This is a genomic window from Methylomonas sp. Kb3 (genome assembly GCF_002834115.1).
Taxonomy (GTDB): Bacteria; Pseudomonadota; Gammaproteobacteria; order Methylococcales; family Methylomonadaceae; genus Methylomonas; species Methylomonas defluvii.
The window spans coordinates 111,128-132,995 of the sequence record NZ_PIZT01000002.1; the positions used below are offsets into that span (position 1 = coordinate 111,128).

General features: G+C 51.4%; 20 protein-coding genes. 10 read left to right on the forward strand and 10 right to left on the reverse strand.

Features of this window, described 5'->3' with window-relative positions; all coding sequences use genetic code 11:
* Window positions 1-3 precede the first annotated feature (3 nt).
* The 8 genes from CWO84_RS01390 to CWO84_RS01425 all read left to right on the forward strand — a co-directional run bounded on the left by CWO84_RS01390 (window position 4) and on the right by CWO84_RS01425 (window position 10,836).
* Window positions 4-2,427, forward strand: coding sequence for a TonB-dependent receptor (locus tag CWO84_RS01390; RefSeq protein ID WP_101051568.1), 2,424 nt, complete (start codon window positions 4-6; stop codon window positions 2,425-2,427).
* A 476-nt stretch (window positions 2,428-2,903) separates the two neighbouring features.
* Complete coding sequence (locus CWO84_RS01395) at window positions 2,904-3,113, forward strand: CopG family transcriptional regulator (protein ID WP_020482455.1); 210 nt, start codon at window positions 2,904-2,906, stop codon at window positions 3,111-3,113.
* Entirely contained in the window at window positions 3,110-3,376 is a 267-nt protein-coding gene (locus CWO84_RS01400; protein ID WP_101051569.1) for a hypothetical protein, read from the forward strand. The genes CWO84_RS01395 and CWO84_RS01400 overlap by 4 nt, the downstream gene beginning before the upstream one ends.
* A gap of 185 nt (window positions 3,377-3,561) precedes the next feature.
* Complete coding sequence (ppsA, locus tag CWO84_RS01405; RefSeq protein WP_101051570.1) at window positions 3,562-5,955, forward strand: phosphoenolpyruvate synthase; 2,394 nt, start codon at window positions 3,562-3,564, stop codon at window positions 5,953-5,955.
* A 342-nt stretch (window positions 5,956-6,297) separates the two neighbouring features.
* Entirely contained in the window at window positions 6,298-7,206 is a 909-nt protein-coding gene (locus CWO84_RS24580) for a hypothetical protein (RefSeq protein WP_205453815.1), read from the forward strand.
* Between the two features lie 303 nt (window positions 7,207-7,509).
* Window positions 7,510-8,769: a lipid IV(A) 3-deoxy-D-manno-octulosonic acid transferase gene (waaA, locus tag CWO84_RS01415; protein WP_101051571.1), complete on the forward strand. Its 1,260-nt coding sequence runs from the start codon at window positions 7,510-7,512 to the stop codon at window positions 8,767-8,769.
* Window positions 8,770-8,866: 97 nt separating this feature from the next.
* Entirely contained in the window at window positions 8,867-10,078 is a 1,212-nt protein-coding gene (locus CWO84_RS01420) for an argininosuccinate synthase (RefSeq protein WP_033157351.1), read from the forward strand.
* 143 nt (window positions 10,079-10,221) lie between these two features.
* Window positions 10,222-10,836, forward strand: coding sequence for a hypothetical protein (locus CWO84_RS01425; RefSeq protein WP_101051572.1), 615 nt, complete (start codon window positions 10,222-10,224; stop codon window positions 10,834-10,836).
* Window positions 10,837-10,912: 76 nt separating this feature from the next.
* Here the strand turns inward: CWO84_RS01425 and CWO84_RS01430 are convergent, their stop codons facing one another.
* Window positions 10,913-11,248 carry a c-type cytochrome gene (locus tag CWO84_RS01430; RefSeq protein WP_033157353.1) on the reverse strand — a complete coding sequence of 112 codons (336 nt, stop codon included), beginning with the start codon at window positions 11,246-11,248 and terminating at the stop codon, window positions 10,913-10,915.
* 207 nt (window positions 11,249-11,455) lie between these two features.
* A complete protein-coding gene (gene cysG, locus CWO84_RS01435; RefSeq protein ID WP_033157354.1) occupies window positions 11,456-12,847 on the reverse strand; it encodes a siroheme synthase CysG in 1,392 nt (463 codons plus the stop codon).
* Between the two features lie 74 nt (window positions 12,848-12,921).
* Between cysG and CWO84_RS01440 the strand changes: the two genes are divergently transcribed.
* Window positions 12,922-13,152, forward strand: coding sequence for a sulfurtransferase TusA family protein (locus CWO84_RS01440; protein WP_020482444.1), 231 nt, complete (start codon window positions 12,922-12,924; stop codon window positions 13,150-13,152).
* Window positions 13,153-13,212: 60 nt separating this feature from the next.
* Here the strand turns inward: CWO84_RS01440 and CWO84_RS01445 are convergent, their stop codons facing one another.
* On the reverse strand, window positions 13,213-13,869 hold the full coding sequence (locus CWO84_RS01445) for an HAD family hydrolase (RefSeq protein WP_033157355.1): 657 nt from the start codon (window positions 13,867-13,869) through the stop codon (window positions 13,213-13,215).
* Between the two features lie 153 nt (window positions 13,870-14,022).
* On the opposite strand from CWO84_RS01445, the gene CWO84_RS01450 reads away from it, so the two are divergent.
* Window positions 14,023-14,550 carry an RNA pyrophosphohydrolase gene (locus CWO84_RS01450; protein WP_033157356.1) on the forward strand — a complete coding sequence of 176 codons (528 nt, stop codon included), beginning with the start codon at window positions 14,023-14,025 and terminating at the stop codon, window positions 14,548-14,550.
* On the opposite strand, the gene cpdA is transcribed toward CWO84_RS01450, so the two are convergent.
* The 7 genes from cpdA to argF all read right to left on the reverse strand — a co-directional run bounded on the left by cpdA (window position 14,547) and on the right by argF (window position 21,866).
* Window positions 14,547-15,335 carry a 3',5'-cyclic-AMP phosphodiesterase gene (gene cpdA / locus CWO84_RS01455; protein ID WP_033157357.1) on the reverse strand — a complete coding sequence of 263 codons (789 nt, stop codon included), beginning with the start codon at window positions 15,333-15,335 and terminating at the stop codon, window positions 14,547-14,549. The genes CWO84_RS01450 and cpdA overlap by 4 nt on opposite strands.
* A 3-nt stretch (window positions 15,336-15,338) precedes the next feature.
* On the reverse strand, window positions 15,339-15,791 hold the full coding sequence (locus CWO84_RS01460; protein WP_033157358.1) for a GDP-mannose mannosyl hydrolase: 453 nt from the start codon (window positions 15,789-15,791) through the stop codon (window positions 15,339-15,341).
* Window positions 15,792-15,827: 36 nt separating this feature from the next.
* Window positions 15,828-17,141: an amino-acid N-acetyltransferase gene (gene argA, locus CWO84_RS01465; RefSeq protein ID WP_101051573.1), complete on the reverse strand. Its 1,314-nt coding sequence runs from the start codon at window positions 17,139-17,141 to the stop codon at window positions 15,828-15,830.
* A 78-nt stretch (window positions 17,142-17,219) separates the two neighbouring features.
* Entirely contained in the window at window positions 17,220-18,047 is an 828-nt protein-coding gene (locus CWO84_RS01470) for an ATP-binding protein (RefSeq protein WP_165786251.1), read from the reverse strand.
* A 288-nt stretch (window positions 18,048-18,335) separates the two neighbouring features.
* Window positions 18,336-20,186: a dihydroxy-acid dehydratase gene (gene ilvD / locus CWO84_RS01475; protein WP_101051574.1), complete on the reverse strand. Its 1,851-nt coding sequence runs from the start codon at window positions 20,184-20,186 to the stop codon at window positions 18,336-18,338.
* Window positions 20,187-20,280: 94 nt separating this feature from the next.
* Complete coding sequence (locus CWO84_RS01480) at window positions 20,281-20,919, reverse strand: TIGR04211 family SH3 domain-containing protein (protein ID WP_084153328.1); 639 nt, start codon at window positions 20,917-20,919, stop codon at window positions 20,281-20,283.
* Window positions 20,920-20,966: 47 nt separating this feature from the next.
* Complete coding sequence (argF, locus tag CWO84_RS01485) at window positions 20,967-21,866, reverse strand: ornithine carbamoyltransferase (RefSeq protein WP_033157364.1); 900 nt, start codon at window positions 21,864-21,866, stop codon at window positions 20,967-20,969.
* Window positions 21,867-21,868 lie beyond the last annotated feature (2 nt).

Consider the following 21,868-nt stretch of genomic DNA (forward strand, 5'->3'; position numbering starts at 1 on the left):
CAGATGAAAAAATCACTCGATACCGGCAGCGTCCATCCCGGCCAGGCCCGTATGTTTAAACCCAAGCCTATAGCCGCATTATTACTGCTCGGCACTGTCAGCCTGGCCGCGATGGCCGGCGACGCTGCGCAAGCCTTCAACATCCCGGCGCAAGCCCTGGACAGCGCCCTGACCGAACTTGCCTACCAGACCAACCTGCGCCTGCTCTATCCGGCGGACCTGGTCGGCAAACTTCGCTCCAGCCCGGTGTCCGGCCAATACACCCCGGAGCAAGCCATGCAGCGGATGTTGCAGGATTCGGGGTTGACGGTGCGGAAAACGGCGGATGACACGTTTACGGTGGAACCAGCCGCGAATGCCGAGCCGCGCACGGCGGCGACGATGCCGGCTGTGACGGTGATGGGGAAGGCGGTTTATGATTCGACTGATCCTTATAACCCCGACTACAACCTGCCTAATGCTTCCACTGCAACCAAGACCGACACGCCAATCATGGAAACACCGTTTTCGGTGCAGGTAGTCTCCAAGCAGGTTTTGCAAGACCAGCAAGTGACACGTCTCGAGCAGGGGCTAAAGAACGTTAGCGGAGTAACGGTTTTTCCAGGCAACCAAGGATTCACTGATAGTTTTATCATGCGCGGCTTTCTGAATGATACAACCTATCGCGACGGCGTATTACTGCCAACGATTTTAGGTGGAGGGACGACTAAACGAGAAGTAGCTAATCTTGAGCGGGTTGAGGTACTTAAGGGGCCTGGCTCGATTTTGTTCGGTCGGGCAGAACCGGGCGGCATTATTAATATGGTTACAAAGCAACCGCTTTCAACACCTTATTATTCAATGCAGCAACAGTTCGGTTCCTATGACTTTTATCGAACAACAATTGATGCAACTGCACCAATAACAGATGATAACTCTCTGTTATACAGGCTTAATATTGCTTATGAAAATGCCGGATCATTTCGTGATTTCGTTGATAACGAGCGCGTATTTGTCGCACCGGTGCTGAAATGGAATATAAGCGAGCAAACTCAAGCAACATTTGAAATGGAGTACCAGCACTTTAACGAATCGCCAGATCCTGGAATCCCTCCGCTTGGAAATAGGCCTGCAAATGTACCCATTGAAACGGCATTACACGAACCTCTTGTGAACAAAAATGATGGGGACAGAGTGATGGTTGGATTTAACTGGTCACACCAATTTAACAACGATTGGAAATTAAGCCATCGTTTCACTTCGGAATTTTTCAATTTCGACAACCGAACTTTGTTCTTTGGCTCTGCTGCTGCGAACGGGGCTGTTTCTCGGTCTTTCAATCTTTCGCCTGAAACTGAATCTCAGCGCTACATGAATACAGTAAATTTATCTGGGAAACTGACAACCGGATTTGCTCAACACACCTTGTTATTTGGTTTCGACCACTTTCAGGAAGATGACAAAATTCGCGGAAACTGTTGTACGCCTGCTCCCGCCTTTAATATTTTTAACCCGGTATATCTTAGCACTGCTCCACAATTGAATTCTGTTGATCGCAATAACTATACTCAATCCTGGTATGGACTCTATTTTCAAGATCAAATTGAGCTGCCCTATGGTTGGCACCTATTAGGCGGCTTTCGATATGACAATGCCGAAGGTGAAAATCATCTCCTAGGTCGGGTAACATCCAAAGAAGACCGAATTAGTCCTCGTGGCGGCATACTTTGGCAGGCATTGCCCTGGTTATCGTTGTATGGGAGCTATACCGAAAACTTTGGCCCGTCCAGCACCTTATTTAGAAATGATAATCTAATCCTTCCTCCCCAATCGGCGCAACAATGGGAAGCTGGCTTAAAAACAGAGTTTTGGGATGGTAGATTAAGGGCTACGTTATCTTACTTTGAACTTACTAAGCAAAATATCCGCGTCCCCGGAACGACACCGCCGCTCTTCACCCCTAGAGCAGTTGGTGAAGCTGAAAGTCATGGTATTGAATTTGAAGTAACCGGTGAAATTCTACCTGGCTGGAATGTAATAACCGCGTATGCCTATACGCCATATGCCGAGATCACCAAAGACAATACCAATAATGGAGGTCCCGGCAATACAGGCAAGCGCTTATTTTTAGCGCCGGAACATTCCGGCAGCGTTTGGAGTACCTATGAGTTTCGAAATACTGCATTCAAAGGTCTTAAATTTGGCGCTGGAGCTGTTGGATTAGACCAAAGACAAGGGGATTCGGCGAACTCCTATCAATTGCCAGGATTTTTGACAGTAGGGTTAATGACAAGTTACGAGATGAAAATTGGAAAATCCAAAGTAACTACTCAGTTCAATGTCGATAACTTACTGGATAAGGAATATTACTCAGGCAGTAACAGCGGCAATTTCATAACAATAGGTACTCCAAGAACTTTTATGGGATCGGTTAGGGTTGAGTTCTAATTTCTGGTTCCCAACCTCTAGCTTGGGAACCTCGGCCTTGGAAGCTCCAGCTTCCTAACTCTACAGGAAGCAAGAGCTTCCAAGTGATTGGTTCCCAAGCGGGAGCTCGGGAACCAGGGGTGCTGTTCTCGTTCCCACGCGCTGCGTGGGAATTCCAAACTCCGGCCGCGCTGCGGCACGAAATTACCGTATCCGCACGATTGAGTTTTAATCCCTAAACGCAAGGGATCGGCTTCCGGCCCGATGGTTTAAAACCCGTTCCAAACCCCGTCCGAAACCTTATGGGCGGGGTTTAGGTCAGTGAGATTGACGCTTGGCTCATACTGTCCGGAACCGGCTCGGCGTGGCTAAATGTGCGACAGCCAAGCAGGTTTCGAATTGATTAAACTCGACAGGCTGGAGCCCAAGCATTCTGCTTGCCTGATGTGTAAAATATCTGTATAAAAAACACATCATTTAACCAAGAGGAACTGCCCATGTCTGTACGTTTCAATGTTGTGTTGTCCGATGATCTGAATCGCGAACTGGACAAGGCCGCTGAGGAAGGAGAAACCAATAAAAGCGAAATTTTGCGCAAAGCGATCACCCTGTATTTGGCGGCCAAGGATGGGCGTCGGCGCGGCCTGAAAATCGGTTTGGTCGAACCCGAAACCCAAAAGCTGGAAACCGAAATTATCGGCTTATGAGCCATATCGATCTCAATAATCCACCGCCCAATCATACGTTCAGCGTTTCGGTTGACCGTCAGGAAACCGGCGCCGAACGGAATGTCCGCTTATTCAAGGATTTAGCGCTATTCGTTGTTGCGCTTGGTTTTGTGGTTTTAATCGTCTGGTTGTGCTACGCCACTTTGGTGGCAACTACCACCAGCGCGGAGGAAAAAAAGTGGGCGATGTCGATCTTGTCCGCGGCGACAGGCGGGATAATCGGTTATCTGTTGCGTAAATAATTCACCGATTCTTGGCGGGGCGGGGAGTTATCCCTGACCTTCACAATCCACCCGCTTTAAAATTTCGCTAAAACCTCGCTTACCGGAATTACACCCGCCCCAGGCGATAGCTCCAGACCCTTGCCGATTACTGTCAACGGCGTATGCTTATCAGGAAAAGCATAACAACAGCCAAGGAGCGCAACATGTCCACGCACAATCAATACATCCGCTGGTTTGCAGAACTTACCATTAACGATATTCCGCTGGTCGGCGGTAAAAATGCCTCGCTCGGCGAGATGTATCGCGAGTTGGCCGCTGATGGGGTGATGGTCCCCAATGGTTTTGCGATTACCGCCGAAGCCTACCGTTATATGCTGGACCAAGCCGATGCTTGGCCGCGTTTGCACGCCTTACTCGACGACGTCGATGCGGACGATGTTGCAGACTTGGTGCGCCGTGCGCAGCAGGCGCGTGATTTGGTATATGCGGCTCCGTTGCCGGCCGATTTGCAGCAGCAAATTCTGGATGCTTTCGGGCAATTACAACAACAATATCAAGACGATTTAACCGTCGCGGTGCGCAGTTCCGCGACCGCGGAGGATTTGCCGACCGCCAGCTTTGCCGGCCAGCAAGATACCTATCTGAATATTCGCGGCGGCCAAGCTTTACTGGATGCCTGCAAGCGTTGTTTTGCCAGTCTGTTTACCGACCGGGCGATTCATTATCGGCTGGATCAAGGTTTCGACCATTTCAAAATCGGTTTGTCGATAGGCGTGATGAAAATGGTGCGCTCCGACTTGGCGGCCAGCGGTGTGATGTTTTCGCTGGATACCGAATCCGGATTCAATGACGCAGTTTTCATCACGGGTGCCTACGGTCTGGGTGAAAACGTGGTGCAGGGCGCTGTCGATCCGGACGAGTTTTACGTGCATAAACCCACGTTCGGGCAAGGCTATCGGGCGGTATTGCGGCGCACGCTGGGTGCGAAAAAAATCAAAATGATCTATAGCGACGGCCGCACTCGCGAACCGATTCGCAACGTCGCCACCTCAAATCAGGAGCGCCGGCAATTTTGTATCGACGATGCGGAAGTGCTGCAATTGGCCGATTACGCGCTGAAAATTGAACGGCATTACGGCCGGCCTATGGATATGGAATGGGCCAAGGATGGGTTGGACGGCAAGCTGTATATCGTGCAGGCCCGCCCGGAAACCGTGGCCTCCCAAAAGTTGGGTAACGTGTTGGAACAATACCAGCTCAAACAAGCAGGCGAAGCCATCGTCAAAGGCCATGCCGTGGGCAGTAAGATCGCGGTGGGTCAGGCGCGGGTGATAGACAACGTCGCCAAACTCGGCAGTTTCAAACCAGGCGAAGTGTTGGTGGCCGATATGACGACGCCGGATTGGGAGCCGGTGATGAAAACCGCTGCGGCCATCGTGACCAATCGTGGCGGGCGCACTTGCCACGCCGCTATCATTGCTCGCGAGCTGGGTGTGCCGGCGGTGATCGGTTGTGAGAACGCGACGGCCGCGATAGCGAGCGGCAGCGTGGTGACGGTGTCGTGCGCGGAAGGCGATGTCGGCAAAGTCTATGCCGGCCGGCTGGATTTTGACGTGACGCAGACGGACTTGTCGCAACTCCAGCGGCCAAAAACCAAGATCATGCTCAATCTGGGAAATCCTGAATTGGCGTTTAAACTCAGTTTTCTGCCCAACGACGGCGTCGGTCTGGCGCGGATGGAATTCATCATCACCGAATATATCAAGGCCCATCCGATGGCTTTGATTCATCCCGAAAAAGTCGCGGATGCCGGTGAACTGGAACAACTGCAGCAGTTGACCGAAGGCTATGCCCGACCGGAAGAGTTCTTTATTCAACGTCTGGCGGAAGGTGTCGGTACGATCGGCGCGGCGTTTTATCCCAAACCGGTCGTCGTGCGGATGTCGGACTTTAAAACCAACGAATACGCCACCTTGTTGGGCGGGCGTTGGTTCGAGCGCGACGAGGCCAATCCGATGATCGGTTTTCGCGGCGCCTCGCGCTATGTGCACCCGGCTTATGCCGAGGGGTTTGCGCTGGAATGCGCGGCCATGAAGCGGGTGCGCGAGCAAATGGGCCTGAAAAATGTGGTGTTGATGATCCCATTCTGTCGGCGCATAGACGAGGCCGAGAGAGTATTGGCTTACATGGCAGAGCTGGGTTTAAAGCGCGGGGATGACGGCCTGGAAATTTACGTGATGTGCGAGATACCGAATAACGTCATCTTGATCGATGAATTCGCCAAATTATTCGATGGCTTTTCGATCGGCTCCAACGACTTAACCCAATTGACTTTGGGTGTGGATCGGGATTCGGAAATCGTCGCGAATGACTTCGACGAGAGGGATGCCGGTGTCAAGACCATGATTCGGCTGGCGGTGGAAGGTGCGCGCCGCAACGGCCGCCATTCCGGTCTTTGTGGTCAAGCGCCGTCGGATTACCCGGAAATGGCCGAATATTTGGTCGAAATCGGCATTGATTCGATGAGTTTGAATCCGGATACGGTGTTGCAGACTACCCAGCGTCTGCTGGATTTGGAACGTAGGTTGAGACGATAGCTACTCTGCGCGTTTGATGGCTCTATGACTTGCCGCTGATGTTTTCAATATAGTGTTACACCTAAATTTGTGTTGCTCTCGAACTTTGGTCGGAAACGGTTGCTCGAGTAAGGGGAAAATCTAAATTATGTTATTTCACCTGTTTTTTGTGAGCTAAATCACGGAATTTGATTAGGGGTTGAGAATAAGTAAATTCTAATTGTTTGTAATTAATACGTTTTATAGGTGGCATAAGGATTGCGTTAGGGAGACAGGCGCCTGTCAGTGATGGCTTACAAGATTGTTAAGTCCTGGGCTCAAGGTGCTTTCTCCCCAAAACTTAAGATTTAAGGTAAAAAACGTATGATCAAAACAAAATTGGCTAAAGCTGTTTCGATGGCGGTCGCGGGTGTTGCGCTTTCAGCGGGTGCATCTACCGCATCGGCGCACGTCATGTACAACACCTTCACGACAACGGCGGCCAGTGCAACCGATGGTTGGAATTACACTTATGACGGTCCTGATGTCGATACCATTGCTACCGGCCCTGAAAGCGGCGGCTATCAAGGTACCCAAGTGCCTTGGCTTGGTACAGCAGGCGGTGCATTGCCGTTTGGATATACCGGTCGCGCGCATTTGAACTGGGCTGCGGCGATTCACGGACCAGGAACCTTGGAGGTGTCTGCCGCCGACGCACTGGCTGATTATGGCGTGGCAGCGGAAATTGATACCGGCGCCGGTGCTTGGAAAGATAATGGCCTGGGTAACGACGGTTTACCCACTGCAACAGGTCCAACCGGTTGGAAACACCAAATTGACATGGGTTTGATTAAATCCGACATCTCTACTGTACTGAGGCTGAACCTGACCTCGCTGGGCACCATTAACGGTAATTTTGGCGTTACCGTATTTAAAGGTATGGATACTACCAACTCGGTAGCTTATAGCCACCACGGTAGTTGGAATAACACCGGCAAGCCGGAAAATACCAGCAACCCTTTCTACAATGTGGGCGTTGGTTCCGGTATGGAGTACCTGACTCATGACGCTACCGTCGATGCCGTGAATTATCTTGAGTTTTTCGCAGAGGCAGGCCAAGTTTATACGATTGCGCTGGGTGGTAACGGCGTCGGCAGATGGAATGCAAACGTCTCCGGCTATGAATTGTCCATCGCCGCAGTACCGGTCCCTGGCGCCGTTTGGTTATTCGGCAGCGCGATGGCCGGTATGATCGGTTTTGGCGGTCGCCGTAAAGCTGCCGTTGCGGCGTAAGGATGAAAGCATGCTGCAAGTCTGACGGTTTGTAGCGCAAGGAAATGTGGTTTTAGGAATAATCAGGAAGATTCGCCAGGGATGGCGTCTTTGTTACGGGGCTGCTAAGGATGTGGTCGACCGTTCCTCCCAATAGATTCGTCGCTACCTTGTACCGAGTTCTAATCATAAGTTAGCAGTTAAATTTTAGATTTACCCTTTGATATACTCCCTGGTATTTTTGAGGGTGTGCTAATGTCCAATGACGCAACGCTAGCTTTAAAACGCTTTGTTTCGCAGCTGGCTTACAGGTTTTAAAAGCCGATGCGTCGTCTCTATACATTGGTTTTCGGTTTAATTTTACCCGCCGTTTTGTTTAGGCTTTACTGGCGCGGCATCAAAGCGCCGGCCTACCGGCAGCGTTGGCGCGAACGCTTAGGCATCTATTCCACCCCATCAAAGCGCGATGTCATTTGGTTGCACGCGGTTTCGGTGGGCGAAGCGGAAGCGGCTTTTCCATTGCTTAAGCTATTGCAGGCTGAATATCCGGAAATACCGGTGTTGGTCACCACCACCACGCCGACAGGGTCGGCGCGTGTTCAAGCTGTACTGGCTGACCAAGTCGAACACGTCTATCTGCCTTACGATTTACCTTTTATAGTCGCGCGCTTTCTTAAGCATTTTCGGCCAAGGCTGGCGGTGATCATGGAAAAGGAGATCTGGCCGAATTTGTTTGCCGCCTGTGCGATGCAGGCGATTCCACTATTTGTGATTAACGCGCGATTGTCCGAGCGATCTGCGCGTTCTTATCAAAAAATCCCGCGGTTGGTTAAACCGGCTTTAGCTTGCGTGCACACGATTGCAGCGCAAACCGAGGAAGATCGCTCGCGGTTTATCGAGATTGGCGCCGAATCGACGCAAGTACAGGTGCTGGGGAATATCAAGTTTGATGTAACGATAGATGCGGCTACGGTCGCGGCTGGGCAGTTGTTGAAACAACAATTGTTTGCCCGGCGCTGGGTCTGGATCATAGCCAGCACTCATCAGGGCGAAGAAGAGATATTTCTGGCGCTTTACCCGCTCCTTAAAGCATCGATACCCGAATTACTGTTGTTGATAGTGCCGCGCCATCCTGAGCGCTTTCAAACGGTTAAGAAGCTTTGCGAACAGCAGGGTTTGGCGGTGGCGATGCGTAGCGAGCAAAAGCAGCATCATGAGCAGACCGATGTTTATATCGCTGACAGTATGGGCGAATTAAAAATGTTGTACGCCGCTGCCGATCTGGCTTTTGTCGGCGGTAGTCTGGTGCCGGTCGGTGGTCACAACGTATTGGAACCGGCTGCCATTGGCGTACCCGTGTTATTTGGCCCGGAAATGTTTAATTTTCAGGAAATTGCCGAGCGGATTTTAGCCTTGGAAGGGGCAATACAGTGTCGTGATCGCCAAGGCCTAACTGATGCCGTGTTACGCCTCTATCGAGATATAGCGTTTAGAAACAGATTGATCGATAACGGCAGGTTATTTGTAGAAAATAACCAGGGCGCTACAAAACGGGTGGCGGGATTGTTGGCGGAGTACCTGTAAGTTTTACGCTCGGGCTAGGGTGGATAGCGGGCAATTTATTGAGGTTTTCCGTTATAATTCGCCAGTTTTTTAATTTGTAAAAGGTGTGAAGCGCATTATGTCGGATATTAAAAAAGTGGTGTTGGCCTATTCCGGTGGTTTGGATACCTCGGTTATTTTGAAATGGCTGCAAGATGTCTACGACTGCGAAGTCGTGACATTTACCGCCGACATCGGTCAGGGTGAAGAACTGGAACCGGCTCGCGCTAAAGCAACTGCTGCCGGCATCAAGGAAATTTATATCGACGATTTGCGCGAAGAATTTGCTCGCGATTTCGTATTTCCGATGTTCCGTGCCAATACCATTTACGAAGGCGAGTATCTGCTCGGCACTTCGATTGCCCGTCCCTTGATTGCCAAACGCTTGATCGAAATCGCCAACGAAACCGGCGCCGACGCCGTCTCTCACGGCGCTACAGGCAAGGGCAACGATCAAGTGCGCTTTGAATTGGGTGCTTATGCCTTGCGTCCGGATATCAAAATCATCGCCCCTTGGCGCGAATGGGATTTGAACTCCCGGCAGAAGCTGCTGGATTATGCCGAACAGCATGGCATTTCCGTGGAAATGAAAAAAGGTAAAACCTCGCCTTATTCCATGGATGCCAACTCGTTGCATATTTCGTACGAAGGCCGGATTTTGGAAAATCCCTGGACGGAACCGGAAGAAGATATGTGGCGCTGGACCGTATCGCCGGAAAATGCCCCGGATCAAGCGACCTATGTTGAGCTGACTTATCAAAATGGTGACATCGTTGCTATCGACGATGTGCCGCATACGCCGCATCAGGTGATGGAAAAATTGAACAAAGTTGCCGGCGCCAACGGCGTTGGTCGTCTCGACATCGTCGAGAATCGCTATGTCGGTATGAAGTCCAGAGGCTGCTACGAAACCCCTGCCGGCACTGTGATGTTGAAAGCGCATCGAGCCATCGAATCGCTGACCCTGGACCGCGAAGTGGCGCACTTAAAAGACGAGTTGATGCCGCGTTATGCGTCCTTGATTTACAACGGTTACTGGTGGAGTCCAGAGCGGGCGCTGTTACAAACCATGATCGATGCCTCGCAGGTCAATGTTAATGGCAAGGTCCGGGTGAAGTTGTATAAAGGCAATGTGGTTGTGGTCGGTCGCGCCTCGGAAACCAATAGTCTGTTCGATGAAAATATCGCGACTTTTGAAGAAGATGGTGGTGCTTACAACCAAAAAGACGCCGAAGGCTTTATTAAACTGAATGCCCTGAGAATGCGGATTGCCGCCAAAAAAGGTCGTTGATCGCGGTTTGTATAAAACAGGACATTTTTGATTTAGCTTGTATAATGCGCCGATGTATTTCCGGTGGGCATGGGGTGCCGTTTAGGCGCCGCGTGCTCTAGGAAATTCAATAGAGCTTCCCGATTAGCAACACTAAAAGAATAATGAGCGATATGCCTGAGATTAATCTGGATGATGTCAATACCGATAAGCATGAGATAGTCTATCTGCGCGCCCATCAGCATCAGGCGCTGATGAAGGCTAATCGCTTTTTGTTAATGCTGGTTCTGGCGTTGATGGCGGCGGTTTTTTTGTTGGGTTTTGTATTACTGCCTAAACAAAATCTGTTGACCGAAATACAAAAGCATCAGGCTATCTCGGCAGTGTATGCCACGCAGAATCCGGCGCTATCCGCCGAAATCAGCGCCTTGAAAGGCCAGTTGTTCGGCTTGTTAAGCGGGTCTATCGACAGCAAGCTAAGAGCCCTGGAAGAGAATATCAAAAAGGGTAGCGTGGCCGATTCCCTGGAGACCATTCAGGATCTGAAAGGCGATGTCAAAATACTCACTACCTATTCCGTTGATTCGCCGGCAAAAGTGGAAGGTGCGGCTGCCAATCAGGCCCTGATCAAGGAATTGAACGACATTAAAGATTTGGTCTATCTGACCTTTGTGTCTTGCGGATTGATGATTGCGGCGGTTGCCGGAGTTTGGCTACGCAACCGCTACCGCTTAACCCATCAACGCAGCCAACAGGCGTATCTCGGTCGTCAAGACTAACTTGTAGTATAACGACCACAAAAAAGCCGCTGTCCCGTGAGGGGCAGCGGCTTTTTGTTTGCCTGTAAGGCTACGATTATTTTTTCAGATATTCGTAAACTGCATCGATAGCTTGGTCTTCGGTATAACCTGCTTTTTTCACAGGACCGACTTCCATGATAGCCGCAACAGCTTTAGGCATACCGTTTTTGCCTTCTTTCAGAACTTTAGCGAACTGGTCTTTAGGCAGTTTGCCGGCGCTGATCAAGGCCGATAATTGTGGATTGGAAGCGATGTCATGGCAAGCGCCGCAGCCACGACCGAAAGCACGCTCATAAATTTTCGCGCCGATTTCTTCCGCTTCGTTAGCTGCAACTTGTCCGCTGATAGCGATCAAAGTTGCGCCTACTAATAAACCGAATGATTTTTTCATATGATTCTCTCGTTGTGTTTAAAAAAAGAACTGCATATTGTTATTTGCATAGGCAGTTCATTGGGAAATTAAGCGGGTAAAGGATAGGGAACTTTAGCGAAAAATTCAATCGATTTTCTCTGTCGTTCGCGCCTTTACCGGGTTTGCGGGCTGATTTTTCCAAGTAAAACTTAACATCGTCTGAAATAAGGAAAAATTCACACTTGCTTAGTTTTGGCCGGGTTGAAACCATTCCAACTGTTTGCGCAGGCGCACTACGGTGCCCACTATGATCAAGGTCGGTGGTTTAATGTCCGCGTTTTCGACACGTTTAGGCATATCGCCCAGGGTGCCGGTAATGACTCGCTGATGGCGGGTAGTGCCTTGTTGAATCAATGCAATCGGTTGATCGACCGGGCAGCCGTGATCGATCAACGATTGGCAGATAGTCTCCAGACCGACCAGACCCATATAAATCACGACGGTCTGGTTGGGAGAGGCTAACTGGCTCCAGTTCAGGTTGATATTGCCGTCCTTCAAATGCCCGGTAACGAAGGTGCACGACTGTGCATGGTCGCGATGGGTCAGCGGAATTCCCGCATAGCTGGCGCAGCCGGCGGCAGCGGTAATGCCTGGTACGACTTGAAACTGAATGCCTTGCTGCATCAGGGTTTCGATTTCCTCGCCACCTCGGCCGAAAATAAACGGATCGCCGCCTTTCAGGCGTGCGACGCGCTTGCCCGACAAAGCCAGATTCGCCAGCAACTCGTTGATCGATTCCTGCGGTAGACTGTGATTGCTGCGTTGCTTGCCCACGTAGATTTTCTCCGCGTCGCGGCGAGCCATTTCTAATATTTCCTGGGAGACGAGCCTGTCGTAGACGATCACATCCGCTTGCTGCATCAAGCGCAGGGCTCGAAAAGTCAATAAATCCGGATCGCCGGGGCCGGCACCGATCAAATACACCTCGCCGCGATTTTGTGTCTGCTCAGCCGCATCAAGTTTGGCTTGTAATTCTATTGCAGCTTGCTCGCGGCGGCCGGAAAACACCAATTCGGCGATGTGGCCTTGCAAGGCGTCTTCCCAGAATACCCGGCGGCGGTTGGGTTCTTTGAGTCGTTCCTTAACCAATGCTCGAAAATCCTCGGCAAACTGCGCCAGCAGCCCGAACGCACCGGGAATGGCGCTTTCCACCTTGGAACGCAGTAAGCGCGCGAGAACCGGTGACACGCCGCCGGAAGACACCGCTACGATTAATGGCGAGCGATCAACAATCGCCGGAAAGATAAAACTGCATAAATCGGGATTATCCACCACGTTCACCGGAATATTCTGAGCCGTCGCAGCTTGCGCAACCGTTTCGTTGACCGTGCGCTGGTTGGTGGCCGATATGACCACGCGCATGCCTTTCACATCGTCCGCAGCAAAGGCCTTTTGTTGGATTACTACTTGATTATTGCGCCCCATTTCCGCGACGCTGGCGCCAATTTCCAGCGCCACCACGGTAATACGCGCGCCGGTTTTTGCCAGGAGCTCGATTTTACGCGAGGCGATTTCGCCGGCGCCGACAACCAGGCATGGCTGGTCTTTTAGTTTTAAGAAAAGCGGGAAGTAATCCATGGTGCTTGATTTTCGTGGTCTGGGGTTGGTGTTATTATAAGCGTTGTCTAAAGAACAGTTGAGTGAACACCACTATGATCGAATTTGATTTGGAAGTCGATGCCAGCGGATTGCAATGTCCGTTACCGTTGCTGCGTTTGAAAAAGGCGATTATGGAAGTGGAAAGCGGCAGGGTAGTCAAAGTGATTGCTACCGATCCGGCGGCCCATTTGGACTTTGGCGTCTATATCGATCAGGCGGGACATATTCCGCTGAAGATATTCAAGGAAGCCGATAAACAAGTATTCTTTATACAGAAAAAATAGAAGCGATTCAATATTATAAAGGGTCAAAAGGGCGCTTCTTTTGACCCTTGTCCTCAGCTTTTATTTCCTCAAGCTAATAATCGGCCAGTTTGCTTGCCGAGCAACTTCCCGTAGTTTTTCGTCGGGATCGACAGCAACCGGTTGATCGACCAAGCTCAATAGCGGCAAATCGTTATGCGAATCGCTGTAGAACCAACTGCCTGCCAGCGTTTCCGTGGAATTGGCCAGCCAGTTGTTCAGCTGCACTACTTTTCCTTGCTGAAAGCAGGGTGTGCCGTTGAATTTACCGGTGTAGCGACCATCGACAAATTCCGGTGTGGTAGCCAGCAGGTTGTCGATACCGTATAGCTTGACGATAGGCTCGGTGACGAAGCGATTGGTGGCGGTAATCACCAGCAAGGTGTCGCCGGCCGCGCGATGCTTTTCCACCAAAGCCTGGGCAGCCTCCAGCATGATCGGCTCGATCAGCGTTTCGACGAATTCAGCGCGCCAGCGATACAGTTGCTCTGCGTCGTGTTGGGCTAGTGGCGCCAGTGAGAAATGCAAAAACTCAACAATATCCAGCGTGCCGTGTTTGTAATCCTCGTAGAATTTTTTATTAGCCTGTTCATACTGGTCTTTGTCGACAATGCCACGGTCGACTAAAAATTGGCCCCATAAAAAATCGCTGTCATCGGCGATCAGCGTGTTATCCAGATCAAAAATCGCTAAGCTCACGGCAAATCCGTCGTCATAAAGAAAAAAGTAGCGGCCTGTGGCGTCCGCCGGTTATTTGTGGAACAATTGCGCCATTCATTTTAATGGCCGTGCCGTTGTTAATTTTAACATCCAGGCATTAGCAACAGGGCGGCAAATAATACAGGTTTTTACATGATAGACTCGAAAGGATACCGGCCTAATGTCGGCATTATCCTTTGCAATGACGAGGGTCGTGTGTTTTGGGCAAAGCGCAAAGGCGCTAACTCGTGGCAGTTTCCGCAGGGCGGGATCGATGGCGACGAGGACCCGGAAACCGCGATGTATCGGGAGTTGTGGGAGGAAACCGGCTTGTGTGCAGAGCATGTGCAGTTGCTGGGGCGCACCCGTTATTGGTTGCGCTATAAACTGCCGGATCGGTATATCCGCAAAAATTCCACGCCCTTGTGCATCGGGCAGAAACAGATTTGGTTTATTTTGCGCTTGATGACAGATGAATCGAATGTCAGGTTCGATTGCGGGCACAAGCAGGAGTTCGATAACTGGAAGTGGGTGGAGTACTGGTATCCGCTGAAAGATGTGGTTTACTTCAAACGCCGGGTGTACCGCAAAGCGATGGACGAATTAGGAGCTTTTTTGATTGCCAATGACGTGGGAGTCAACGCCGAGAGTTATTTATCCGGAAGATTGGCGTTTGGTTAGTAACTGTGCTGGTTGGTTTGTAAGCCGCTCATGCTGATGGGCAGGTGATAGCATCTGGATCGCAAGTCGCCGTCATCCCCCAATTCGAAGATCCTGTAGCCGGGTGCTAGCGTGTCCAGTTCAAACTCGGTGGCAAACGGTTTGAACTGAAAACAGCTGGCCGGCGTGGCGTATATCGCTATTTGTCTATGACTAGTTTGCATTTCCTGATGTAAATGACCGCAGGTGATGGCTTTAACTTGTGGGAAGTGTTCCGCTATTGCTAGCAATTCCTCACCGTTCTCAATTTGCATCGTATCCATCCAGCTACTTTGGCTCGCAACGCAATGATGGTGTATCGCCAGCAGGGCGGGCGCGTCATTTGTGCTTAGTGTTTGCTGCAAAAATGCCAGTTCTTCCTGTGATACAAGCCCGCCAGGGCACCCGGTTTTTTGGCTGTTTAAGGCAATAATCTGCCAATTATTCAGCAGCAGGTGTTTGCGACAACTGACGAAGTCGGCGTTCAGTTCTGTCGTCATCAGTTCCCAGTCGTCGTGATTTCCTGGCAAACACAGGCAAGGTGTTTGATAAGTTTGCAGATGCCGGCAAATTCGCCGGTAGCTATCGGCGCAAGGGTCTTGGCCTAAATCGCCGGTCAATAAAATCAAATCGAACGGGCCGAGAGTAGCATGCGCGTGGGCCAGGGTTTGCTGGAAATACTGTTCGGTATCGATACCTAGCATACTGTCGCCGACATGGGGCAATATATGCAGGTCGGTTAGCTGCAAGACTTTTAAAGCGGGCATTGTTCAACGCAGATAGGGATAGTAGGCTTGGCTATTAGGGTGAACCTCGCTCAAGTCTTCGTTTTTGCCAATCCAGCGGTAAGTAGCGTGTTGTTGCGCCGGTAGCTGATTAATATCGATATCCAGCTGCAATTGATAACCTAAAACTACGTAATGAGTGCTTATATCCGGCTCTTTGGCAAAATTAGTCTCGTAGAGATGAGTGAAAGCCCCGAGTAGTTGGGCGCTGTCAATTTCGAAAGCTGTGCCCAGTTCAGTTGCGGTGATTCTGCGAAACGCTGCTTCCAAAGTTTCTGATTTGTAGATTCTGCCGCCGGGCACGAACCAATAGCCGGCCGCCGGTTCATTCACGCGCAAGCCCATCAATATTTCATCCCTGCTGGAGCGCACAATTAAGTCAATAGCGACTAGGGGGGTGTTTTTTACGACTGTCAGAAAATCCTGTTTATCGAGCATCCTATATTCCGTGAGCTGAGTGGGTGGAAGGTGATGTTAAACGTCTTTATACAATACCTTGGCATTGCGCTGATAGTTGTAAGCGCTTTTCATAGGTTCGGGCAAATCGTCGATTTCGCACGGCGCAAAACCGCGCTCGACAAACCAATGCACGGTTTGCGTGGAACGTACGAACAAGCGGCGAATAGTTTCGGATTTGGCTTTGTTGCTTAGATAGTCCAACAAGCTGTTGCCGCGCGCGCCTTTTTGATAATCGGCATGCACTGCCAGACAAGCAATCTCCGCACTGTTGCCGTCGGCCATCACATGAAACGCCGTGCAACCGATGATCAAGCCATCACGCTCGATGACTATATAGTCGCCAATTTCCATCTCTAGCTTTTCCCGCGAACGCTTGACCAGGATGCCTTGCTGCTCCAAGGGTTTGATCAACTCCATAATGCCGCCGATGTCGTCCAATGTCGCTGCCCGTATGGTTTCGAAGGCGTTAGAGCTAATCAGTGTACCGATACCGTCGCGGGTAAACAGTTCCAGGAGTAAGGCGCCGTCCACATGCCTATTGATCAAGTGCGCGCGCTGTACGCCTTTTTCGCAACTTTGCATCGCGGCGCGTAATGAACGGGCGACTTCATCCGGGACCGTTGGTATCTCTTGCAATAATGCTGAAACTTGAGCGGTAGTGAGCTGTTGTATGGGGTGATTATCGCCAGGCGATACGCAATTTTGTTCGGTTAACAAAATCAACTTTTCGGCTTGCAAGGCGATGGCGACTTCGGTTGCCACTTCCTCGGCCGACAGATTAAAGATTTCGCCGCTGGGCGAATAACCGATAGGCGAAATCAGTACTACGTTTTGTTGATCCAATTGATTATGGATAGCTTGGGCGTCTATGCGCCGCACCTTGCCGGTGTGGCAATAGTCGATGCCATCCAGTACGCCCAAGGGTTTGGCCGTAACGAAATTGCCGGACGCGACACGTATTTTGGCGCCGGCCATCGGCGAGCCGGACACACCCATCGATAACAGGGCTTCAATTTCCACCCGTACCAGACCTGCGGCCTGCTTGACGTATTGCAAGGTCGTGGCGTCGGTGATCCGTAAATGGTGGTGAAACTGCGGCGTGTTGCCATGCCCGGTGACTTGTTCGTCGATCTGCGGGCGAATGCCGTGCACTAGTACCAGCCGGACGCCCAGACTCCTCAGCAACGCGAAGTCGTGAATCAGATTGTCGAACTCCGGCTCCGTCACCGCGTTCCCGCCGAAAAAGATCACAAAGGTGCGGTTGCGATGAGCATGGATGTAGGGCGAAGAATTTCTGAACCAATTAACGAAAGTTGATTGATGTTCCATGGAGTGTTTACGAATCGGTTGCGGGGTTGCTGGCTGCTTAGTGTAACTTTGCCAGCGTTAAAACCCAATCAGGGCTGGTTATTTGGTTTTTTTCCAACGGCTGGCCACATAATCCAGCGCTTCTTGAATGTTCAGGTCCCGAGTACCGCCGCCGGTTCGCACGAAGAATTTGGGGATGTTGCTCTGCGTCAGAAACACGGGCCGATGCGAGGGGGAAACAATAACCCGGCAGACATCACGGTCGGCCAATTTATGAAAAAGCACGTGGATCAGCGGGCACAAATCGGCCCCCAGATTGCTGGAGATCGCAGTCATCAAGGTTTGCTCGAAACCGTCTTGGTCGGGTTTTTTTAGGGTTTGGAAATCTGAGTTCAGGCCGAGGACTTCGCCATTGTCGGCCACGCCGATCAGCAAGGTCCCGCCAACCGGACTGTTAAAGAAACCGGCCAGCGTTTTCATAATCACGCCTTCCAGGGCCTTATTGACGCGCTGCTCCTGAATATCCCAGCGCAGCGATGATTTAAACTCCAGCAACGGTCCTTCGCCTTGGCGGATGATGGTTGGTAAATCTTTTTCCAGCTCGACTTTCAACGCATCCAAAGCGACCAACCGCTTGTGCAGTATCTGATAAAAACCCAGCGACAGCAGACCCAGTATCGCGCCGATTTCGGCATAGAATAGAATCAGGTTGTTCTGATTGATTTGACCGGTCATTACTTCGGTGAACTGGCCTAGCACGAATTCGATAGAGGACAACGGGTCAGAGTTGCGCTCGCGCGAACTGATGTAGTCGTAACTGGGTGCCAATAAAAATATTCCCATGCCGGCGCCTATCCAGCCTGCTATGAAATAGATTTTTAGCTTTTGTTTCCAGATGTACAGCAGTTGGAGGAGGAAGCGTTTCATCAGCGATTTCAATTAAGGCCAAGTTGCGGCGGTAATGGATCAATTACTCGGTTGAGCCGATTTGATCGCTTCAGTCGCAATCTGTACCAGAAATGATGCACTGGCCTTTTCTGGGGGTACGGCGCTGAAAATTTTGACGAGGGTTATCAGGCGTTAACCGGAATAGTGAGGCTGCTTCCAGGTATTTTGGAAGCAGCAGATGACCACGTGTTGGTTGATATGCAAAGTTGAAGACTTGATGGTGTTTTAGTGGCTAAAATCATCAAGCCTTTATGCGGCATCGTCAACTTACTGATCTTCGAGTCTGGACAAATCCCGCACCGCACCCTTGTCGGCGGATGTGGCAAAAAAAGCATAGGCTTTCAGCGCCACTGACACTTTGCGTGGGCGCGGCTTGGCGGGTTTCCAGCCCAATTTGTCCTGTTCGGCGCGGCGTTGAGCCAGTTCCTCGTCACTAAGCAAGACGTTGATGGTGCGATTAGGAATGTCGATGCGGATACGGTCGCCATTTTTCACCAAGCCAATCGCGCCGCCTGCCGCCGCTTCCGGTGAGCAGTGGCCAATCGACAAACCGGAGGTGCCGCCGGAAAAACGGCCGTCGGTCAATAGCGCGCAGGCTTTGCCCAAACCCTTGGATTTGATGTAGCTGGTCGGATACAGCATTTCCTGCATGCCGGGTCCGCCTTTGGGGCCTTCGTAACGCACCACTACCACATCGCCGGCTTTGACTTTGTTATTGAGGATGTTTTCTACGGCTTCGTCTTGCGATTCGACCACATGGGCGTTGCCTTCAAAGACCAGCAGGCTGTCATCGACACCTGCTGTTTTGATCACGCAACCATCCACTGCGATATTGCCGTGCAATACCGCCAACCCGCCTTCCTGGCTGAAGGCATGGTCAATGGAGCGGATACAGCCTTCGGCGCGATCAGTGTCCAGGCTGGGCCAACGGGTGTTCTGACTAAACGCTACCTGAGTCGGAATACCGGCGGGGCCAGCCATATAAAAAGTTTTTACGGCATCGTCGGGGTTGGCGGTAATGTCCCATTGTGTCAGGGCATCGCCGAGAGGTTTGGCGTGCACGGTGGGTACATCGGTGTGCAAGCGGCCAGCTCGGTTCAGTTCGGCCAGAATTGCCATGATGCCGCCGGCGCGATGCACGTCTTCGATATGATATTTGTCGGTGTTAGGCGCGACCTTGCACAATTGCGGCACAACGCGCGACATGCGATCAATATCCGCCATGGTGAAATCGATGCCGGCTTCTTGAGCAATAGCCAGCAGATGCAAGATGGTGTTCGTTGAGCCGCCCATCGCGATGTCCAGCGCAATCGCATTTTCAAAGGCTTTAAAACCCACCGCACGCGGTAGTACCGATGAGTCATTTTGCTCGTAATATTGTTTGGCCAGTTCGACGATACGGCGGCCGGCTTGTTTGAACAATTGTTCGCGATCGGCATGGGTGGCTAACATGGTACCGTTGCCCGGCAACGACAAGCCCAGCGCTTCGGTCAGGCAGTTCATCGAATTGGCGGTGAACATGCCGGAGCACGAGCCGCAAGTCGGGCAGGCAGAGCGTTCGACAGCCGCTAGATCGGTGTCGGATACTTTGCTGTCTGCCGCCATGACCATGGCGTCCACCAAATCCAGCCTCTTGATGTCCGCGCTTTCCGCCAACCGTACTTTACCGGCTTCCATCGGGCCGCCGGAGACAAAGATCACCGGAATATTGATGCGCATAGCCGCCATCAACATGCCTGGGGTGATTTTGTCGCAGTTGGATATACAGACAATCGCATCGGCGCAATGCGCATTGACCATGTACTCGACGCTGTCGGCAATCAAATCGCGGCTGGGCAGGCTATACAACATGCCGTCGTGACCCATGGCAATGCCGTCGTCAACCGCGATGGTGTTGAATTCCTTGGCGACGCCGCCGGCCAGTTCAATCTCGCGCGCCACCAATTGGCCAAGATCTTTTAAATGTACGTGGCCCGGCACGAACTGAGTGAAAGAATTGGCTACTGCGATAATCGGTTTATTGAAATCGCCGTCTTTCATGCCGGTGGCGCGCCACAATGCGCGCGCGCCAGCCATATTGCGGCCTTGAGTGGTGGTATGAGAACGGTATGCAGGCATGGTGATTCCAGATGAAAGCAAAAGCGGCGCTTAAACTGCCGCGGGAAAGGGCGTCATTTGAAGCAGGGCGGTCCTGCGGCTAATTCGTTTAAAACTAAAAACTATCCCAGCCGCTGGAACGGCGGCGCCAGCTGAGTTTGGGCAGAATAAAGCCCAGCAATACGCCGAATAAAGCCAAGCCGCCGCCGTACAAAAACCAGTCCTGGTTACTGCTGTCGGTCAATGCCTGATTTTCGCGTTTTAATTGTTGTAGTTCGCGCTCGACGGAGATGACGCGCTCCTGCAATTGGTCGCGCTGTTGTTTGAGTTGTATCGCATTGGCGGCGGTTTGCTGAAGTTCGCTAAGGTCGGCGCTGAGCTTATCGCGTTCTTTGCCAATTTCCTGGCTGTTGGCTTGTCCGGCTTTAAGTTGTTTGTTTTCTTCCTGCAGCGCTTCGAGTTTTTTGCTGACGGCTTCCAGTTGATTGCGGGCGCTGGGTTCGCCGGTCAGGTAGCGGCTGAGAATGAATCCCTCCGCGCCGCTGCTGGTTTGTATATAGGTATAGCCGTTTTCGGTACTTTCTTGCAATACGCTGACTGGGATGCCGTTTTCCAACATTTTGACTATCTTGGTGCGCTCGCTTTCGCCGCTACGTAATGGCACCTCGACTTTGTCGGTGACGTAGGCGGTTCTTGCCATGGCAAGCGGGCTAATCAGCAGACAGGCAAACAGGTAGGCAAAAGTTTTTTTCACAGTATCACTCTTCGTTCGGCGTAAAGAAAGCGGCGATTCTAGCGAAATTATCGGCAGATGAGAAATTCCAGTAGCGCTTTCTGAGCGTGCAGGCGATTCTCGGCTTCCGGAAATATCACGCTTTGTGGGCCGTCGATGACCTCGGCTGTCACTTCTTCGCCGCGATGTGCCGGCAGGCAGTGCATGAACAGCGCATCGGTTTTGGCGGCAGCCATGGTTTTGCTGTTGACCTGAAAATCCTTAAATACGAATTCGCGTTTTTTTTGTTCCTCTTCCTGTCCCATGCTGGCCCAGACGTCCGTCACCACTAAATCGGCTTGCTGTGCCGCTTGCTCCGGCGTATTGAAAAACGCCACTCTATGTCCGGCGGCATCGACGATACTTTGCTGCGGTCGGTAATCGACAGGGCAGGCGATGTTCAATTTAAAGTCGAATTGGCGAGCCGCATTGATATAGGAATGGCACATATTATTGCCGTCGCCGATCCAGGCTACGGTTTTGCCGGCGATGTCGCCGCGCAGTTCGAAATAGGTTTGCATATCGGCCAGCAATTGACACGGGTGCAGCAAATCGGTCAGGCCGTTGATGACGGGTACTCGCGAGTGCTTGGCAAAGGTGGTGACCGTTTCGTGATTGTTGGTGCGCAGCATAATACAGTCCACCATGCTGGAGATCACCTTGGCGCTATCTTCCAGGGGTTCGCCGCGGCCGAGTTGCGTGTCTCTGGGTGATAGAAACAGGGCGCTGCCGCCGAATTGGGCCATGCCTGCTTCGAAGGAGATACGGGTGCGGGTCGAGGATTTTTCGAAAATCATCGCCAGCACTTTACCTTTGAAGGGCTGATAGTCCGGGGTGCGATGCAATTTGAGCTGAATGGCCCGTTGAATCAGGTTGTGTAGTTCGGCGCTGGACAAATCCAGCAGACTGATGAAGTGTCTGGGTTGCATGG

Coding starts and splice junctions, on each gene's coding strand:
- CWO84_RS01390 (WP_101051568.1), top strand. CDS start 4: ATGAAAAAATCACTCGATACCGGCAGCGTCCATCCCGGCCAGGCCCGT.
- CWO84_RS01395 (WP_020482455.1), top strand. CDS start 2,904: ATGTCTGTACGTTTCAATGTTGTGTTGTCCGATGATCTGAATCGCGAA.
- CWO84_RS01400 (WP_101051569.1), top strand. CDS start 3,110: ATGAGCCATATCGATCTCAATAATCCACCGCCCAATCATACGTTCAGC.
- ppsA (WP_101051570.1), top strand. CDS start 3,562: ATGTCCACGCACAATCAATACATCCGCTGGTTTGCAGAACTTACCATT.
- CWO84_RS24580 (WP_205453815.1), top strand. CDS start 6,298: ATGATCAAAACAAAATTGGCTAAAGCTGTTTCGATGGCGGTCGCGGGT.
- waaA (WP_101051571.1), top strand. CDS start 7,510: ATGCGTCGTCTCTATACATTGGTTTTCGGTTTAATTTTACCCGCCGTT.
- CWO84_RS01420 (WP_033157351.1), top strand. CDS start 8,867: ATGTCGGATATTAAAAAAGTGGTGTTGGCCTATTCCGGTGGTTTGGAT.
- CWO84_RS01425 (WP_101051572.1), top strand. CDS start 10,222: ATGAGCGATATGCCTGAGATTAATCTGGATGATGTCAATACCGATAAG.
- CWO84_RS01430 (WP_033157353.1), bottom strand. CDS start 11,248: ATGAAAAAATCATTCGGTTTATTAGTAGGCGCAACTTTGATCGCTATC.
- cysG (WP_033157354.1), bottom strand. CDS start 12,847: ATGGATTACTTCCCGCTTTTCTTAAAACTAAAAGACCAGCCATGCCTG.
- CWO84_RS01440 (WP_020482444.1), top strand. CDS start 12,922: ATGATCGAATTTGATTTGGAAGTCGATGCCAGCGGATTGCAATGTCCG.
- CWO84_RS01450 (WP_033157356.1), top strand. CDS start 14,023: ATGATAGACTCGAAAGGATACCGGCCTAATGTCGGCATTATCCTTTGC.
- cpdA (WP_033157357.1), bottom strand. CDS start 15,335: ATGCCCGCTTTAAAAGTCTTGCAGCTAACCGACCTGCATATATTGCCC.
- CWO84_RS01460 (WP_033157358.1), bottom strand. CDS start 15,791: ATGCTCGATAAACAGGATTTTCTGACAGTCGTAAAAAACACCCCCCTA.
- argA (WP_101051573.1), bottom strand. CDS start 17,141: ATGGAACATCAATCAACTTTCGTTAATTGGTTCAGAAATTCTTCGCCC.
- CWO84_RS01470 (WP_165786251.1), bottom strand. CDS start 18,047: ATGAAACGCTTCCTCCTCCAACTGCTGTACATCTGGAAACAAAAGCTA.
- ilvD (WP_101051574.1), bottom strand. CDS start 20,186: ATGCCTGCATACCGTTCTCATACCACCACTCAAGGCCGCAATATGGCT.
- argF (WP_033157364.1), bottom strand. CDS start 21,866: ATGCAACCCAGACACTTCATCAGTCTGCTGGATTTGTCCAGCGCCGAA.